This is a genomic window from Corynebacterium sp. HMSC073H12 (assembly GCF_001837775.1).
GTDB classification, from domain to species: domain Bacteria; phylum Actinomycetota; class Actinomycetes; order Mycobacteriales; family Mycobacteriaceae; genus Corynebacterium; species Corynebacterium amycolatum.
On sequence record NZ_KV834023.1, the window covers coordinates 209577 to 226862 of the forward strand.

At 54.3% G+C, this 17286-nt stretch carries 22 protein-coding genes; all 22 read right to left on the reverse strand.

The window, feature by feature from the left end:
* Window positions 1-3: 3 nt before the first annotated feature.
* Window positions 4-549, reverse strand: coding sequence for an RNA polymerase sigma factor (locus HMPREF2708_RS00945; RefSeq protein WP_070831194.1), 546 nt, complete (start codon window positions 547-549; stop codon window positions 4-6).
* A complete protein-coding gene (locus HMPREF2708_RS00950; protein WP_070831197.1) occupies window positions 549-974 on the reverse strand; it encodes a hypothetical protein in 426 nt (141 codons plus the stop codon). The genes HMPREF2708_RS00945 and HMPREF2708_RS00950 overlap by 1 nt, the downstream gene beginning before the upstream one ends.
* Before the next feature lie 102 nt (window positions 975-1076).
* A complete protein-coding gene (locus HMPREF2708_RS00955) occupies window positions 1077-1526 on the reverse strand; it encodes a hypothetical protein (RefSeq protein ID WP_141762901.1) in 450 nt (149 codons plus the stop codon).
* Between the two features lie 395 nt (window positions 1527-1921).
* Window positions 1922-3961, reverse strand: coding sequence for a coiled-coil domain-containing protein (locus tag HMPREF2708_RS00960; protein WP_141762902.1), 2040 nt, complete (start codon window positions 3959-3961; stop codon window positions 1922-1924).
* Between the two features lie 43 nt (window positions 3962-4004).
* Window positions 4005-4799 carry an RDD family protein gene (locus HMPREF2708_RS00965; protein WP_070831206.1) on the reverse strand — a complete coding sequence of 265 codons (795 nt, stop codon included), beginning with the start codon at window positions 4797-4799 and terminating at the stop codon, window positions 4005-4007.
* A 311-nt stretch (window positions 4800-5110) separates the two neighbouring features.
* The gene (locus HMPREF2708_RS00970; RefSeq protein WP_070831209.1) at window positions 5111-6025 is read right to left on the reverse strand and encodes a hypothetical protein; all 915 of its coding nucleotides are present in this window, start codon (window positions 6023-6025) and stop codon (window positions 5111-5113) included.
* 170 nt (window positions 6026-6195) lie between these two features.
* Window positions 6196-7542, reverse strand: a complete 1347-nt coding sequence (gene mgtE / locus HMPREF2708_RS00975; RefSeq protein ID WP_070831213.1) for a magnesium transporter — start codon at window positions 7540-7542, stop codon at window positions 6196-6198.
* A 175-nt stretch (window positions 7543-7717) separates the two neighbouring features.
* On the reverse strand, window positions 7718-8302 hold the full coding sequence (locus HMPREF2708_RS00980; RefSeq protein WP_070831216.1) for a hypothetical protein: 585 nt from the start codon (window positions 8300-8302) through the stop codon (window positions 7718-7720).
* Window positions 8303-9037 carry a hypothetical protein gene (locus tag HMPREF2708_RS10990; RefSeq protein ID WP_141762903.1) on the reverse strand — a complete coding sequence of 245 codons (735 nt, stop codon included), beginning with the start codon at window positions 9035-9037 and terminating at the stop codon, window positions 8303-8305.
* Between the two features lie 236 nt (window positions 9038-9273).
* Window positions 9274-9711, reverse strand: a complete 438-nt coding sequence (locus HMPREF2708_RS00985; protein WP_070429869.1) for a hypothetical protein — start codon at window positions 9709-9711, stop codon at window positions 9274-9276.
* A gap of 260 nt (window positions 9712-9971) precedes the next feature.
* Entirely contained in the window at window positions 9972-10250 is a 279-nt protein-coding gene (gene rpsQ, locus HMPREF2708_RS00990; RefSeq protein ID WP_005509926.1) for a 30S ribosomal protein S17, read from the reverse strand.
* Window positions 10247-10483, reverse strand: a complete 237-nt coding sequence (rpmC, locus tag HMPREF2708_RS00995) for a 50S ribosomal protein L29 (RefSeq protein ID WP_005509851.1) — start codon at window positions 10481-10483, stop codon at window positions 10247-10249. Before rpmC ends, rpsQ begins: the two co-directional genes overlap by 4 nt.
* Entirely contained in the window at window positions 10483-10899 is a 417-nt protein-coding gene (rplP, locus tag HMPREF2708_RS01000) for a 50S ribosomal protein L16 (RefSeq protein WP_005509813.1), read from the reverse strand. Before rplP ends, rpmC begins: the two co-directional genes overlap by 1 nt.
* A 3-nt stretch (window positions 10900-10902) precedes the next feature.
* Window positions 10903-11643: a 30S ribosomal protein S3 gene (gene rpsC / locus HMPREF2708_RS01005; RefSeq protein ID WP_005509954.1), complete on the reverse strand. Its 741-nt coding sequence runs from the start codon at window positions 11641-11643 to the stop codon at window positions 10903-10905.
* Window positions 11643-12005, reverse strand: a complete 363-nt coding sequence (gene rplV, locus HMPREF2708_RS01010; protein ID WP_005509775.1) for a 50S ribosomal protein L22 — start codon at window positions 12003-12005, stop codon at window positions 11643-11645. The genes rpsC and rplV overlap by 1 nt, the downstream gene beginning before the upstream one ends.
* A 3-nt stretch (window positions 12006-12008) precedes the next feature.
* Window positions 12009-12287, reverse strand: a complete 279-nt coding sequence (gene rpsS / locus HMPREF2708_RS01015; protein WP_005509882.1) for a 30S ribosomal protein S19 — start codon at window positions 12285-12287, stop codon at window positions 12009-12011.
* A gap of 14 nt (window positions 12288-12301) precedes the next feature.
* Window positions 12302-13144: a 50S ribosomal protein L2 gene (gene rplB, locus HMPREF2708_RS01020; RefSeq protein ID WP_005509800.1), complete on the reverse strand. Its 843-nt coding sequence runs from the start codon at window positions 13142-13144 to the stop codon at window positions 12302-12304.
* A 37-nt stretch (window positions 13145-13181) separates the two neighbouring features.
* On the reverse strand, window positions 13182-13487 hold the full coding sequence (gene rplW / locus HMPREF2708_RS01025) for a 50S ribosomal protein L23 (protein ID WP_005509869.1): 306 nt from the start codon (window positions 13485-13487) through the stop codon (window positions 13182-13184).
* Window positions 13487-14134 (reverse strand): 50S ribosomal protein L4, encoded by a 648-nt coding sequence (rplD, locus tag HMPREF2708_RS01030; RefSeq protein WP_005510033.1) that lies wholly within the window; start codon window positions 14132-14134, stop codon window positions 13487-13489. The genes rplW and rplD overlap by 1 nt, the downstream gene beginning before the upstream one ends.
* Complete coding sequence (gene rplC / locus HMPREF2708_RS01035) at window positions 14131-14787, reverse strand: 50S ribosomal protein L3 (RefSeq protein ID WP_005509762.1); 657 nt, start codon at window positions 14785-14787, stop codon at window positions 14131-14133. Before rplC ends, rplD begins: the two co-directional genes overlap by 4 nt.
* Before the next feature lie 31 nt (window positions 14788-14818).
* Window positions 14819-15124: a 30S ribosomal protein S10 gene (gene rpsJ / locus HMPREF2708_RS01040; protein ID WP_003938093.1), complete on the reverse strand. Its 306-nt coding sequence runs from the start codon at window positions 15122-15124 to the stop codon at window positions 14819-14821.
* Between the two features lie 671 nt (window positions 15125-15795).
* Window positions 15796-16986 carry an elongation factor Tu gene (gene tuf, locus HMPREF2708_RS01045; RefSeq protein ID WP_005509995.1) on the reverse strand — a complete coding sequence of 397 codons (1191 nt, stop codon included), beginning with the start codon at window positions 16984-16986 and terminating at the stop codon, window positions 15796-15798.
* Window positions 16987-17286: the final 300 nt, after the last annotated feature.

Sequence of the window (17286 nt, forward strand, 5' to 3'; positions counted from 1 at the left end):
GCCTTACTCTTCTTTGAGCAACTCGAGCATTTGCTTTCGCGCCCTGTTTAATCGGCTCTTGACCGTCGCAAGCGGGATACGCTGTTTGGCCGCGATTTCCTCATAGGTGTAGCCAGCCAATTCACGGAGGATTAAGACTTCGCGGAAGTTTGGCTTCAGTTGATCCAATGCAGTTTGAACTTGGTCAACTACTGCTACCCGGGTATCAATATCGCTCCCGGCAGAACGCATGTTCGCGCCCGCTTCGGAATCGAGCTGCATCATCTCCGTGCGCTTCTGAATCTTTTGCCCCTGTTTCTTGCAGGCATTCAGCGCGATCTTGGTGAACCAAGTTTTAAAAGAGGAATTGCCCCGAAACCTATCCAAATATTTATATGCAGATGCTACAGCGACGCTAAAGGCATCTTCGGCGTCGTGGTAATTGCTGCACATACGCAAGCAGACGCTAAAAACGCTGTCCTTATACAGCCTGATGAGTTCAACGAAGGCTGCTTGATCGCCGCTCTGGGCACGCTGAACTAACTCCCGTTCCAAAACCTTTGTTTCCATTATGACAGCACCCCGCCGAAATCATCGTCCGAGTTGTCATCACCGGAGTACAGGTCATCGAAATCGAAATCATGGTCGTCATCGCCATCGTCATCGGAGGCATCACGATGATCGTCGTCATCATCTTCGACTTCCATTTCGGCTTCTTCGTCGTCGTCCTCAGCATCCGCTGCATCGTCAAGAAACAGCTCAGCCTCTTCTGGGTTGACGAAATGACCATCTTCGGTCAACTCAGGATCATCATCGGCTGGGATTAGGGACTCATCCGCCAAGTCGGAGTTAGGTTCCATGGCAGTGGCCAGGATTTGTTCAAAAACGTCGTCGGAAAGCACGTTTTGCGTGTCTCCCAGCAAATCTGGCAGCACAGGCTCGACAGCCTCATTATCCCAGGGTTTGGGACTATCAGCTCCATCAGTAGCGCTCACGAAAGCTACTCCTTATTTTGGTCGGACTAGTCGCATTTTAGCATTCCAGGTTAGGCTCCACGTTGCCATCCTGCGACTCACACATTGGGCAATTGATATCAATTAACCGGCACCTCGCAGGGAGTAGTAGTACCAGCCATCGCTCATCTCGAAGCACTCCGAGTAGTCATCCGAGACACCACTTTGGTATTCACTGTCTGCGATCTGGATGCAGTTGGACGACGTGCCGGTTCCATATGGACCGTTGAGGATCCAGGTGTAGTTCGACGGCGGTGAGTACGGAGGAGACGGAAACTGTTCTTCGGGTTCGGAGTATTCCGATCCTGAACTGTAATCCGAATCAGGTAATTCCTCAGTTGTCGTACTGGTTTCTGTTGTCGTATAGGTCGACGTAGGAGTGTAATAGTCGCTTGTCCGCGTTGAGGTGGACGTGGGCTCGGCGGAAGCCGAAGCCGTAGTTTCTGCAGCCCGATTGTCTTCTTGCTTGCTGTTCCAGGCGGCCCAACCGCCAACGATGACACCGAAAAGCACCAGCACCGCCACAATGCTCAAAATAACCGCCGATGCCGATGAATTCTTTTTTGGCGCATTGGGAACATTTGGGCTAGCGTCATACCGCTCCCTCGGCGCGTCCTCAAAACTCGCTGAGTTCCCAGGAGGAAATTGCGTCGTTTCCTCAAACGAAGAACCAAAGTCTTGCGTTGAGTTCTCAGAATCGAGAATTTCCCCCCATGCCGGTCCTTGACCTGTCTGTGGAGAGGATTGCGTACCTGATTCGCGTGGGGTCTCTGAGCCTATCGGCTCATTCATGGCACTCTGCTGACGACGGGGCTTCTGTGTCCGACGCACAGGATTGCCGCCGTTGTTGGAATTAAAGCCACCGCCTTCGGAAGAACCTTTTCGCCGGGGCGGTTGAGATTTCATTGGATCCATTGTTTTGGTCTCCTTTACCGTATTTTTTGTGAGTCGTACTGGCTAATCGCGGCTTGCACGTACTGATCATTTCCGGAGTAGTTAACCTTCGGCGGAAATGGATACTTCGAGGTCTGCAGGTTTAGCTGAGCATTCGAATTTCCCTGAGCAACGAAGTCTTTGACCACCTGACTGCAATAATTCGCTATCGCATCACTGTCCCTGCGCGGAAAGACAGAAAACTGCGGTACTGCACGGTGAACATGCGGTTCAACATCTGCAACCGTAATCTGTGCTCGTTTACGAGCCACAGCTTGTTTATTGCTTTGAATAATCTGCCGGGATTTCGCGGTAATCTGAGCCGCTCGTTGATCAAACTGGTTAGCTGAACTAATTGCTCTATGCAGCTCCGCTGCAATAACAGACCAGTCCTTTTGCTCGCCAACCCATTCCACATTTTTTCCCTGAGATTTTGTGATTCCTCGGTAAATTAGGTTTCCAAATGCAGCCAGGCCGCAGATCCACACTGTCATCGTCGTAAGGCCGAGCACATCACCTACAAGCAGTCGGGTGAGAACACTCAACACCGTGATTGCTAGCAGAACCCAAAAGGTCGTGAAGGGTTTGGTACGAACAGAAACTAGTTGAACGTTTCCCCAAGAGGGATTCGACCCGAAACCTGCGATGTAGTTCTCAATTTCAGCTTGCGATTGCGCCTGATTAAACACGGTATGCCGGCCTGTATCGGACGAATACAGCGCCCAGCGGTTCCGTCGATCACCTGCTAAGTGTGCCGCGACAACATCTGCGATTTGACGCTGCTGAGACTGCACGTCGCCGTGCGCACGCGCGCGAAAACTCTCATTAGTCGTTTTCTGAGCCTTGAGGTCATTGTGCGCTTTTACGTATTCAGGTAACGCCAAATTTTCCCATTTTTTGTCCTCGGCTTGCGCCACATTGCTGACGCACTTCTCCCAAACTTGCCTATTCTGCGCATAATTATCTGTAATGCGGCGCCAGGAACTTACAACTTGGCCATGCCTAGATTGCTTGAAAGCCTTTGCTTTTGCCCTAGCCTCCGAATCGCGAGCAGACTCAATCTGAGCCTTTTTCGTTGTCGTCTGTTGAAGCGTCTGGTTCCAAGCGCTCAACTGTTGCTGTGCGCTTGTGATGTCAGAGTTAACCTCGCTGAGCTCGTATTCCTTTCCATCAATAAGGTCTGGTAAACGCGCCTCTTCTGCATCCAACTGCGCTGGTTCTGCCAGCAACTCATCTACATCGCTGTTGGCAAGACGAAAGTCAGACTCAGCTGACTGTAAAGTACTCTCAGCGTCGGAAAGCAGCGCTTTCGCTTGCTTGCGTGCTCTTTCGCATTGATCTTTATCAGCATTGTATTGCGCTGTTTCACGGTCAAAGCGACCATCATCAATCGGTTTGGGAAACTGCAGTTTGGAATCTTCAAGGCTGTCGATTCGCTGTTGATGGCGATATTCATCTTCGACTGATTGGCGGTGAGCATCAGCTAACCGCTGTCGCTCAAAGTAGTCATTGCCGTCATAGTCACGAATCTGCCGATCGAGGTCCTCGGAATACTGCTGCGCGTCTTTAAGCTTTCGCGTCGCATCTTGAATCTGCCCGTCGATATCATCGATCCGGCTTTCCCAGCGCTGCATCTCCAATTTAAATCGACCATCATCAACCGGCTTTTGCAAAGAGTGCAGTCGGTTTTCAGCCTGGTGAAACTCGTATTCGGCTTGCTGCTTGGCCAATCGCGCAGACGATACCCGGTCCCGCGCATCTTCAGCTTGACGACGTGCTGCTGCTAGCCGACCGGAGTAGGAGACGCGCTTAGAAGCAACAGCATCCAATTCATCATGGAACCCCTGCAGCTCCGAAGAAACTTCATCACGCTGATCGCAGAGAGCTCCGATATGAGATTGATAATTCGAGACCTGAGTTTTCGCTTTGCTGATCTCAGCCTCAAATTTAGACACCTGCGATTGATAATTACGCGTGACACCGTCACTAATTTTCTGGGCCAACTCTGCTGAAGTTGGCGAAACAAAAGACATCATGGGGAGAACTCGAAATAGTTACGAATATGGCTAGCGATTCGCTTTAGTGCTCCTTAATCAGGCGAGTATTTCCCCAGCGGTCGTGGTAGCCCTGGTTGTACGGCGAATTCATCACGGAGAAGAAGCGCACAACGTACGCAATGCCCGCTGCAAAGCTTCCGATAAATGGCACCAAAGAATAGAAAAGGTTGATGTTGCGCTTTACCGCGTGGCCAAATCCCATTGGTCGACCATCCGTAGTGATCAAACGTAGGCCAAGGATTTTCTTTCCGAGAGTCTGCCCCATGGCGCCCTCTAGACAAACTTTGTAGGCGAAGCCAAGGATGAACATAAGAATTGCACTAATAATCATGCCTCCAATTACTGCCTCATCACTGCCCGCGGCACTGCCTCCGCCTACAAAAACCACGTAAATCACGAACTGAATGAGACCGATGATTAGCGCATCGATGAGGTAGGCACCAGCCCTTTGTCCCAGGGAGGCATTTGTATAAGTCGGATCTGCCCACTGCTGTTCGTGCAGTGTTACTGGAGCAACCTGAGCCATGCCCGGCTGTACCACCGACTGCTGAAAATGATGGGGCTGTTCAGATAGTTGACCAGCAGCGGATACGGGCTGGTATGGCTGCTGATCAGCGACAGGCTGTGTGGGCACAATGTACGGGTTTTCCTGACCATACAGGGGCTGCTGCGACAGCTGAGGTTGCTGCTGTTGAGGAGCCCCAAAACCAAACTGTGTGTTGGCCTGCGGCTGGGCACCAGAAACTCCTGCCTGGCCTCCGGCTCTGCGTGGCTGAACGGTGCGGCGAACCGGGTTATTGGGATTCTGCTGATTCATTAAAGGTTCTCTTTCCTTGGGAGGGGGTGACGTAAGGATCTAAGTCGCGGAAGAAGACAAGAGAAGTGAACTTGGAAACAATCCTTGCCCTTGTTGATTCCTCAATTCCTTGCGACTTTCACTCCTTAGAGGACGTCGCGGGTCAAAATGTTCCTGACGAACGCTAAAAACTTTTTCTGTTCTGGATTTCAAAGCCAGATACCAAAAGGACGAAGACTGGCCCATACGCGTTCTAGCTGCACGTTGGCGATGCTAAAAGGGGCGGAGAAACGACGAATCCCGCCTTTAACCAAAGGCGGGATTGTTTCAGGCTAGGAGCCCTGAGATGTTGTCTTAACCAGCGTCATGCCGCGATACCACGCCAGCGACTGTGGAAGCAGACATAGGACAAGAGCAAGGATTGACAGCCCAAAATAACAAGTGAATTCCCACCAGTAATTGAGTTCGAAGTAGCCACCAACCCAGGTAAATTCGTTTAGAACAAAGTCCACGATGTCGCCAATCAGGCGAAGGCCCGGTACCAGCGCCACTGTCGTCAAAAGGGAAATTTTAAGTCGCCGATACATCCCAGCAACTGCGAATCCACTGACCAAGGTCAGGGCAATTGTTCCCAGAATTGCTAACTGGGAAAACGAATCTATTATCAGGTACAAGAACCTGCGCCAGGTCGATTCATAAATTTCGAGAATTTGGACAAAGGTAAAGACTCCCTCACCAATCGAGAAAACTGCTAATCCGGCCAACGTCACGATAGCGGCCTGAATAGTCTTTGGTGTACGTACCCACACGTCTTTAAGCGTTGCTTCCGGCGCTAGTGGTTGCACCGGGGCAAACGTCGTGGTGACTGTCCGCATGATTACGCTGTTGTGGGATTCCGAAGACACGGTCGGAGTCATGTCACCGACAGCACTGCGACCACGCGGAGCATCAACACCTCCCTGCCTTAAAGCAGCTCGACCCTGAGAGCTTCTCGTTGTCGCCAAATCCGCTAAGAAATCCGTCGTTACTTCCGGCGGCGAAAAGGGACTCTGCAATGCCTGGTCATAGCGCTGCTTTTTGCTCTCATCTCCGAAAATTGCAACTGCATAATCTGCAAGTTCTTTCTTTTCGGCATCCCAACTTTGAGGGTTGGTACTGTTAATCTGCTGTTGAATTTTGTTAGCTACAACAGCTCCGGGCTGGCTAGGATCCACCGCAAAAACTGCGTATAAATCAATCCCGCTCATTTGGGAAGGCCTCCTCTTCAAGTCACGGCAATCTTTGCCGCACACAAACACTCATGGGGTTCATGTATTAGAGGAGACCGAGTACCGAAATGTTCCCGACTTTGCCCAATTAGGAATTAAGCCTTAACTGGTTGTCTCTCCAGAAAGCCCCGCAAGAGTCGAGTGAATGCCTAAATTCCCAATACTGACTTAGCGATCAGGAAGTAGATAATCAGGCCGGAGGCATCGACAAGCGTCGTAATAAACGGGTTAGCGAAGACGGCTGGGTCAATGCCGAACTTCTTACCGATCAGCGGCATGATGCCACCGACGGTTGCCGCGAGGGTACAAATACCCAGCAGTGTCAGGCCGATGACGAGACCGATGTCCCAACCGTAGAACAATCCAGCCAATAGTAGGCCTAGAGAACCAAGCAACAGGCCGAGGAACGCACCGACCCTCACCTCTCGGAGAATGACCTTTAATATATCGCGAGGTTGGACATCTCCCAGCGCCAACGCACGCGTAATCGTAGTTGCAGCCTGGTTACCGGTATTGCCACCTGTACCAATCAGCAGCGGTACGAACACTGAGAGAACGACCATCTGAGACAGAGTCTCTTCGAAGGTTTCCAGGACTTGCACGGTCAATGTCGCACCGATTGCCAGCACGAGCAACCAGACCACACGAGAGCGAACAATCTCAAAGATTGGCGTAGCAAGGTACGGCAAGCGCAGTGGCTCAGAACCGGAAATACGAGCTTGGTCCTCGGAGTCTGCTTCCTCCAGGATCCGGAGTGCGTCGTCCACTGTGAGCAGACCGATAACACGCTGCTCGCTGTCGACAATCGGTAGAGCTAGGCGCTTACGCTCAGCACACATGCGAGCCACCTTCTCTTCGGACTCGGTGGCCTCTGCATAGTCGGCCTTCCTCAAGATTGCCGATACATGGATATCACGGTCGGCGCGCATCAAATCACGAAGACTTACCACCCCCACCAGTCGGCGATTCCGGTTCGATACCGGCAAGGTGTAGATAGATTCCGCATCATCCAGGTGCTTGTAGACGGTCTCGAGAGCCTTCCCCACCGTCATGTCGTCGTGAAGCGATACCAGCTCCGGGCTCATGCGACGGCCAATGGAACCGTCGGGGTAGCCGAGGACGATGTTGGTGAGCTCGCGTTCGTCATCCGGCAGATCTGCCAGCAGCTTTGAAGCAACCGAGGCAGGTAACTCATCGAGAAGCTCTGCTCGATCGTCCGGTTCCATCTCTGCAAAGACTGCGGTGACTTCAGGGTCGCGAAGGCTTTCAATTAGGTGTGCCTGCAGCGCCGAGTCCAGCTCATCGAAGGTCTCAACCGCGGTGTCTTTCGGTAGCGTGCGGTAGAACAGCGCACGGTGCTCATGGCTGAGACGGCGCATCTTTCGGGCTGCGGCCTTGGGCTCAATATCAGCTAAAAGCCGCGACAGGGTCGCCACATCATGTGAGCGAAGTGCGGACTCGAGATCTCGATCATGAAGGGTTCTGGTGTTGCCCATTATCCAGCATGCCTCCCGCTACTCTCACCTGGTACCGGCTGTACCGACCTCTTTTGAGCATACCGGCAAGCAGGAGGTTTAACCCCACAGAGCACGCACCTGACCGGTATGTTGCGGTTCCGAGCTCTAGACAAAGCAGACCAGCCGCAGGCTAGGAACAACCGTAAAGATTGTTCTAGACCCGCATCCTCTGTACAAATCGCTCGAAACTACCGCCATTTTCAAAGCTATCTTTCAATAGTTCATTATTTTTATGACGACCAATATGGCGAATATAAATTGCCAAATCACGATCATCATTAATTACCATCGCTTGACCTCCATACCCAAATTCGAACGCCGTAAATCCAGGCAATTCGTATTCTTTATAATTCGGCCAAGATTCCCGATGCGCATAGACTCGCTCAATCCACGATTCCACACCGACATAAATATAGCTATCACAAACCTGCGCCGCTACCTGGGGTACCTCAATATTTGGGATACTCCAAATCATATCCAGCGAACATTTCGTTGAGGTCGCAGGGATTAAACTGGGCGATTTAGAGGTCAGCGTAGGTCTCAATCCTTCGATACTTGGTTCATCATACAGGCGAACCTCATCTTGACCGCCGGCGCCATTCGACCCCGCATACCAAATACTACCACTGAATACACACACAGCTAACAGTAACGTTCCAACAATTAAACTGATGTCAATTATGTTGAATCTCTTAATGCTGGCTTCACTTTTGATAGGACTCTTTCCGGACTTCTTCACTTAAAAACCTCCATCCACAGACAAAAGTTCATAAAGTCGCGCATGCCACTCTTTAATATCTGTTGTAGAGTCTGTACGCCAAAATTGGGTACAGTTAATTTCTACCAAGTATGATTCATCTTCGGGATAAAGAACTGTTCGATATTCTGTCCAATTCGCTCCCGCAGACGGTTCACTTACATATGAAAATGAGTTATATCCAGGTATGGTCAATTCATTGTAACCGTCAAGAGACTTGACACCTGAAAGATGTCTCGTGATTACTTTTTGGTCGGACACGATTGAATAAGAAGGGGCTGTACATGCCCCGGGCAAATCGATTCCATACGAGAAACCTTCGACGTTCTCATCTCCAAGACTTGCACTTTGTCTTCCACCGGATTCTTCATCAACGTAGCTAATAGCTCGCAAAAGCGGAGGCAACTTCTCAGCCAAGGAATGTGGCATCCCAGGCGGTGTATAAACATAGTTCTTCGCCTCGGACACTTTCGAATAAGCAAATACAACTGAACCAAGGAGCATTCCGGTGCAGACCAAAAGAACAGCTATACGACGTTTATTCAAAACCGCTTTCTTAGATTGCGATCTCTCCGAAGCCTGTTTGTTTCCGATCTGGTTGTCAGGACGTGGGCGATCTTCAGACGCCTGAGCGCGTGGGCGATCCTCCAAGGACGATATGGAATCGCTGCTTATCACCAGCCGTTGGGGCTTTCTACCGGGAATTGGACTCATCATGCTTGTTAGAGTCCGCGCGCAACCAAAAAGTTCCCTGTTCATACGAAATTTTTCAGTCTTTTCGGGAAAGAGCCTTAGCGGCAAAACTCGTGGGTTATTCGCAGAACATGATGTTGTCGAACGCCTTCACCACTTGACTCCGAATCAGCGGCCAGGCCGTACACACTCCATCTCGCACAGGCACAGCACTTAGCTGTAGAGCCTCTCATATAACCGAGACACCAAGTAGAAGACAGCTAATCCGTACTCGCCCATATAATCGTCCCAAGACGCACACAAGCCAAAATCACACCAATTGCTCCGCAAGTCAGACCTGCCCCATAAGCGTCGTTGTAAGCGCACACTACGGCGATAACCCCAAAGATTATGCCGACCACGAGAGACACAACGGATATAACCCCGATAGTCATTCCCTTTCGGAGTTCGTAGTAGTACAGTTCGGTCACCTCGTTTACTTCATGAGTCGCCAAATGGCTGGTCAATAACAGCTCTTCTAGTTCTTCATTATCCAATTCCCCGGCTACGAACAGATCTTGAAGTTCTTCACCAGTTTGATCCTCGTATTGCCGAATATGCCTAAAGATATACTCTTCTAAGGTAAGTCCCTCGTCCTCAGCGGTTTGCTTGAGCAGCAAATCGATGAAATCGTTCTTGAGCGGTAACTGGCTTTCCACTGTGCCTCCTGGTCAACGTGATAATCAACCACCGACGGACCAAATATCGCTTCCAATCGCATTGAAGCACGTCTCTAATAGCCGGTGTTCACGTATTAGAGGGCCTGCGCAATGAAAAAGTTCCGAAGAAGGCGCACCAAATTCCCGAAAGCCATCTGCATCAGGCACAAACAGAAAACCCCGCCACAGAAAACACTTGCGTGTTTCCCGCGGCGGGGTTCTCGTCGTAAAGCCTTAGCTGATTGCTCAGCTGACGGGTCTTACTTAGCCTTCTCGACGATCTCGATCAGGCGGTAGTGCTTGTCCTTGGAGAGCGGACGGCACTCTTCGATGCGGACGCGGTCGCCCACGCCAGCCTCTTCGTTCTCGTCGTGCGCCTTGACCTTGGAGTTCGTGCGCATGATCTTGCCGTACAGGGCGTGCTGCTTGCGGTCCTCGAGCTCGACAACGATGGTCTTCTGCATCTTGTCGGACACGACGTAACCGGTGCGCACCTTACGTGCGCCAGCCTCGGTGGTGTTCATGTTTTCCTCACTCATGCTGCATCACCATCGGTTGGTGCAGCAGACAGGCCGAGCTCGCGCTCACGCATAACGGTGTAAATGCGAGCAATATCCTTGCGGACAGTGCGGAGACGGCGGTTGTTGGTCAGCTGACCGGTAGCGCTCTGGAAACGGAGGTTGAACAGCTCCTCCTTAGACTCCTTGAGCTTGGCAACCAGGTCATCGTTATCCAGCGAGCGAAGCTCGTGGGCGGGAATGCCGTTCGACATCAGTACTGATCCTCCTTCCGAACGATTCGGGTCTTAATCGGCAGCTTAGCGCCTGCGCGCTTCAGTGCCTCGATAGCAACTGCCTCGTCCGGGTAGGACATCTCGAACATGATGCGACCCGGCTTGACGTTTGCAACCCACTTTTCGACCGGGCCCTTACCGGAACCCATACGAACACCCAGTGGCTTCTGGGTCAGCGGGCGGTCCGGGAAAATCTGGATCCAGACCTTACCACCACGCTTGACGTGGCGGTTGATGGCAATACGCGCTGCCTCAATCTGACGGTTGGTGATGTAGGCCGGCTCGAGAGCCTGGAGACCGTATTCACCGAAAGTCACCTTGTTGCCGCCCTTGGACATACCAGAACGGGTCGGGCGGTGCTGACGACGGAACTTAACGCGCTTCGGGATGAGCATGAATTAGCCCTCCTTCTTCTCAGATGCACGCTGACGACGCTTGCCACCGCGACGCGGACGGTCGTTGCCGCGACGCTGGCGGGCGTTGCCGGCGTTGATCTCGGACTCGCGACGGCCACCGATCACGTCACCCTTGTAGATCCACACCTTGACGCCAATGCGACCGAAGGTGGTGTGAGCTTCGTGGGTGCCGTAGTCGATCTCCGCACGCAGGGTGTGCAGCGGAACGCGCCCCTCGTGGTAGCGCTCGGTGCGGCCCATCTCGGCACCGCCGAGACGACCGGAGCAGACAACCTTGATGCCCTTGACGTGCGGCTGACGCATTGCAGACTGGATAGCCTTGCGCATTGCACGACGGAAAGCGACACGGTTGGCGAGCTGCTCAGCGATGGACTGAGCAACCAGCTTCGCATCCGCATCAATATTCTTGACCTCGAGGATGTTCAGCTGAACCTGCTTGCCGGTGAGCTTCTCGAGCTGGCCACGGATACGGTCAGCCTCGGAGCCACGACGACCGATAACGATGCCCGGGCGAGCGGTGTGGATGTCCACACGCACGCGGTCACGGGTGCGCTCGATAACGACATCGGAGATGCCGGCGCGCTCAAGACCGGTGGACAGCAGATCGCGGATCTTGATGTCCTCGGCCAGGTAGTCAGCGTACTGCTTGTCGGCGTACCAGCGGGACTTCCAGTCGCTGGAAATACCGAGGCGAAGACCGTGTGGATGGATCTTCTGTCCCACTATCGGTCACCTTCCTTCTGGCTCTCGACGACCACGGTGATGTGGCTGGTGCGCTTGCGGACGTGGAAAGCACGGCCCTGCGCACGCGGGCGGAAGCGCTTCATGGTCGGTCCCTCGTTGGCGTAAGCCTCAGAGATGACCAGAGTACGACGGTCCAGGCCGAAGTTGTTCTCAGCGTTTGCAGCTGCAGACGCAACAACCTTGGCAACTGGATCAGCAGCACCCTGCGGAGCGTACTCCAGGATGTTCAGTGCCTCGTCGACGGACTTACCGCGAACGGTGTCCAGGACGCGACGTGCCTTCATCGGAGTAACGCGGACGAAGCGCGCAGTTGCGCGTGCAGAAGTAATGTCGTTGCTCATGGCTTATCGACGTCCCTTCTTGTCATCCTTGACGTGACCCTTGAAGGTCTTGGTCGGGGCGAATTCGCCCAGCTTGTGGCCGACCATAGAGTCATCCACGAACACCGGCACGTGCTTGCGACCGTCGTGAACGGCGAAGGTATGGCCGATGAAATCGGGGAGAATCGTGGAGCGGCGAGACCAGGTCTTGATGACCTGCTTGGTGCCCTTCTCGTTCTGTGCATCGACCTTCGCGAGGAGGTGCTCATCGACGAACGGGCCCTTCTTAAGGCTGCGTGGCATTCTCAGTTCCCTCCTTAGCGCTTCTTATTCTTGTTGGTACGACGGCGACGAACGATCAGCTGGTCGCTCGGGCGGTTCGGCTTACGGGTGCGGCCTTCCTTCTGGCCCCACGGGGAAACCGGGTGGCGACCACCGGAGGTCTTACCCTCACCACCACCGTGCGGGTGGTCGACCGGGTTCATGACAACACCGCGGACAGTCGGGCGCCAGCCCTTCCAGCGCATACGGCCGGCCTTGCCCCAACGAATGTTGATCTGATCCTGGTTTCCGACCTCACCGACGGTTGCACGGCAACGAGCGTCGACGCGACGGATCTCAGAGGACGGCATACGCAGAACTGCGTACTTGCCTTCCTTACCGAGAAGCTGAATAGAAGCACCAGCAGAACGTGCCAGCTGTGCACCGGCACCCGGCTTGAGCTCCACGCAGTGAATGGTGGAACCGGTCGGGATGTTACGCAGCGGCAGGTTGTTACCAACCTTGATGTCGGCATTAGCGCCAGACTCAACGATGGCACCCTGCTTCAGGTTCTTCGGAGCGATGATGTAGCGCTTCTCACCGTCTGCGTAGTGCAGCAGTGCGATGTTGGCGGTACGGTTCGGGTCGTACTCGATGTGAGCGACCTTTGCCGGAATGCCGTCCTTGTCATTACGACGGAAGTCGATGACACGGTACTGGCGCTTGTGTCCGCCACCCTTGTGGCGAGTGGTGATGTGACCGTGTACGTTACGGCCACCAGTCTTCGACAGCGGGCGCAGCAGAGACTTCTCAGGAGTCGAGCGAGTAACCTCGCTGAACTCGGAGACGGAGCTCTGGCGGCGACCCGGCGTAGTCGGCTTGTACTTACGAATAGCCATACTTTTGCTCTTCCTTAACTTCCTCGTCGGCTAGCGGCTAGGCTGCCGAACCGCCGAAGATGTCGATGGGATCGCTGCCGGCCGCGAGAGTCACGTAGGCGCGCTTGGTGTTCTTGCGCTTGCCGTAGCCGGTGCGGGAACGCTTGCGCTTGCCCTCACGGTTGAGGGTGTTGACGGAAGCGACCTTGGCACCGAAAATCTCCTGGACCGCGATCTTGATCTGGGTCTTGTTAGCGTCGGTGTGAACCAGGAACGTGTAAACGCCCTGCTCCATGAGTCCGTAGGACTTCTCAGACACTACCGGTGCAACAATGATGTCGCGGGGATCTGCGATGGTAGCCATTACTTCTCCTCCTTACCGGCGGTGCGAGTGATGAAGTCATTAAGTGCCTGAACGGCGAAGATGACGTCATCGGCCTTCAGAACGTCGTAGGTGTTCAGCTGATCCTCAGACAGGATGTGGACACCTGGCAGGTTACGAACCGACTTCCACGAGTTGACGTCCTCGCGTGGCAGAACGACGAGCACGTTGTGGCGCTCAGTCAGACGCTCGACGAAAGTACGAGCTGCCTTCGTGGACGGGGTCTGGCCTGGGACCAGTTCCTCGACAACGTGGATGCGGTCGTGGCGAGCACGGTCAGAGAGTGCGCCGCGCAGAGCAGCTGCAATCATCTTCTTCGGGGTGCGCTGGCTGTAGTCGCGCGGCACCGGGCCGTGAACAATGCCACCGCCGGTCCAGTGCGGAGCACGGATCGAACCCTGACGAGCGCGACCGGTACCCTTCTGGCGCCACGGCTTGCGGCCACCGCCGCGAACCTCGCCGCGGGTCTTGACCTTGTGGGTGCCCTGGCGAGCTGCTGCACGCTGTGCGACAACAACCTGGTGCATCAGGGCGATGGACACCTCCGCGTCGAACACGGAAGCAGGAAGCTCAACCGAACCGTTCACGCCGCCTTCAGCGGTGTGTACGTCTAGCTTGAGGTTGGTCATGCGTGAGCACCACCCTTCGTGGCAGTCTTAACAACCAGCAGGCCGCCGCGTGCACCCGGAACTGCGCCCTTGATGAGCAGCAGGTTCGCGTCAGCGTCAACCTTCTGGATCTTCAGGTTCTGGGTTGTGACCCGGTCGTTACCCATGCGGCCTGCCATGCGCTTGCCCTTGAAGACGCGTCCTGGCGTGGCGCAGGCGCCAATGCCACCAACACGACGGTGAGCAGCCTGGTTACCGTGAGCAGCACCCTGGCCAGCAAAGCCGTGGCGCTTCATACCACCGGCGAAGCCATGGCCCTTGGAGGTACCAGTGACGTCGACGTACTCAATTTCGCCAAAGATGTCGACACCAACGGACTGGCCGACCTCGTAAGAGGAAGCGTCCGGGGTGCGAATCTCGACGCTGTGGCGACGCGGGGTCACACCGGCCTTCTTGAAGTGGCCGGCCTCCGGCTTGTTGACCTTACGCGGGTCAATTTCGCCGTATGCAATCTGGACGGCGTCGTAGCCGTCGGTTTCCTTAGTGCGCACCTGAGTCACTACGCACGGCCCAGCCTCAACGACGGTAACCGGAACAACGCGGTTTTCCTCGTCGAAGATCTGAGTCATACCGAGCTTCGTGCCCAGGATGCCCTTGATCTCGTTTTCACTCATTTATCTTGTCTCCGCTACCAAAAGTCCAGGATCACTGAATGTTCACATCGACACTTGCCGGAAGGTCAATGCGCATAAGTGCATCGACGGTCTTCGGCGTTGGATCGAGAATGTCGATCAGACGCTTGTGAGTGCGCATCTCGAAGTGCTCGCGCGAGTCCTTGTACTTGTGCGGCGAACGGATAACGCAGTAAACGTTCTTTTCGGTTGGCAACGGCACCGGGCCAACGACGCGTGCACCCGTACGGGTAACGGTCTCCACGATCTTTCGCGCAGAAGCGTCGATAGCCTCGTGGTCGTAGGCCTTGAGCCTGATGCGGATCTTCTGTCCGGCCACGCTTGTCCTCTCCTCGGTCGGCGCGCCCCAATTAAAGGGGCGTCGACCCTGTCAATGTTTCTCGACGCCGTCAGCAACTATGGCCAGCGCCAGAAATTAAAACTGGGTTGTGCATTACTTCAAAGCGATTTCGTCTTCGATCGTCATGGCAAATTAACTTTTGGCCATGACCCGAGCGGACGACTAACGCCTTGCACTCAAATCCCAGTGGAAAACAAGTCCCCCTCGTGGGGCTCTTCATTTTGCCTACTGCCGCTGTTAATTTGCCATGCCACCTCCGACCCCCGCGGTCGGGCGTGTCGCCCGTTTTCTCCGTGAGGCACGATTGGGAAGAACCTTCCCTACGTGGTCATGCTCGCCTTACCATAGGCGCTAAGTCCAATTTCGTACTGGTTCCCAGCTGGGCCTGATACGACAATTGGCGCGAACGCCTTTGTTAAAGCAACCCCCTTATTAAAGCACGTCCGCACTGCGAATGTAAAATCACGATTCCAAAGTGCAACGTACATCACACCCATTACGGCACAGTCTGCTTAACGACGGCTATAGCGCCGCCCCCCATCCCGTCTAGTGTCAGCTATGTACAGATACAAAAAATCCCGACTTCCGCTTACGCGGAGTCGGGATTCTTCTAAGACCTAGTTAAAGCATTTCCCCTTTGGGGAGAAGACTTACTTAATGATCTTGGTAACGCGGCCAGCGCCGACGGTGCGGCCACCCTCGCGGATAGCGAAGCGCAGACCCTCGTCCATTGCGACCGGCTGGATCAGCTTGACAGACATGTCAACGTTGTCGCCCGGCATGACCATCTCGACACCTTCCGGCAGGGAAACGACGCCGGTGACGTCGGTGGTGCGGAAGTAGAACTGCGGACGGTAGTTGTTGAAGAACGGGGTGTGACGGCCACCCTCATCCTTGGACAGGATGTAGACGGAACCCTCGAACTCGGTGTGCGGGGTGTAAGCGCCCGGCTTAGCAACGATCTGACCGCGCTCGATGTCCTCACGCTTGGTACCGCGGAGCAGCAGACCACAGTTGTCGCCAGCCTCAGCGGAATCCAGCAGCTTGCGGAACATCTCGATACCGGTAACGGTGGTCTTCTGGGACTTCTCCTTGATGCCCAGAATCTCGACCTCGTCGTTGACGTTCAGAACGCCGCGCTCAACACGACCGGTAGCAACGGTGCCGCGACCGGTAATGGTGAAGATGTCCTCAATCGGCATCAGGAACGGCTTGTCGGTCTCGCGGACCGGATCCGGGATGTTCTCGTCGCAGGCTTCCATCAGCTCGAGGATGGAGTTGACCCACTTCTCTTCGCCCTCAAGAGCCTTCAGAGCGGAGATGTGAACGATCGGAGCTTCCTCGTCGTAGTCCTGCTCAGCCAGCAGCTCGCGGACCTCCATCTCGACGAGCTCGATAATCTCTTCGTCGTCGACCATGTCGCACTTGTTCAGTGCAACGAGGATGTACGGAACGCCAACCTGGCGAGCCAGCAGAACGTGCTCGCGGGTCTGCGGCATCGGGCCGTCAGTAGCAGCAACAACCAGGATTGCGCCGTCCATCTGAGCAGCACCGGTGATCATGTTCTTGATGTAGTCGGCGTGGCCCGGGGCATCGACGTGAGCGTAGTGGCGCTTCTCCGTCTGGTACTCAACGTGGGAAACGTTGATGGTAATGCCACGTTCCTTCTCTTCCGGTGCCTTATCGATGGCATCGTAAGCGAACGACTCGTTCAGGTCCGGGAACTTGTCAGCCAGAACCTTGGTGATAGCGGCGGTAGTGGTGGTCTTACCGTGGTCAACGTGACCAATGGTACCGATGTTGACGTGCGGCTTCGTACGCTCGAACTTCGCCTTTGCCACTTTTAGTCCTCCTGGAGGTCTAGGTGGCCACGACTCTCGCAGCCACAATTTTGTGGTCACTCTATCCGCCTTCACAACATCAGAAGCCTTCAAGCTGTTCGCTTACGACTTCGGAACATGCGCGCGCAAAAGAGCACTATTCTTTCACTGTGCCAGTTACTCGATACTAGGGCAGGATACTGGAGTTTTCCAAACCAGACCAACCCCCTAGTTAAGGGTGGGTAACGGCCAGCAACTCACATCGTCATTTACCAGCATAAATGCTAGATATTTGAACAGCGATTTAAAATCGACCAACGA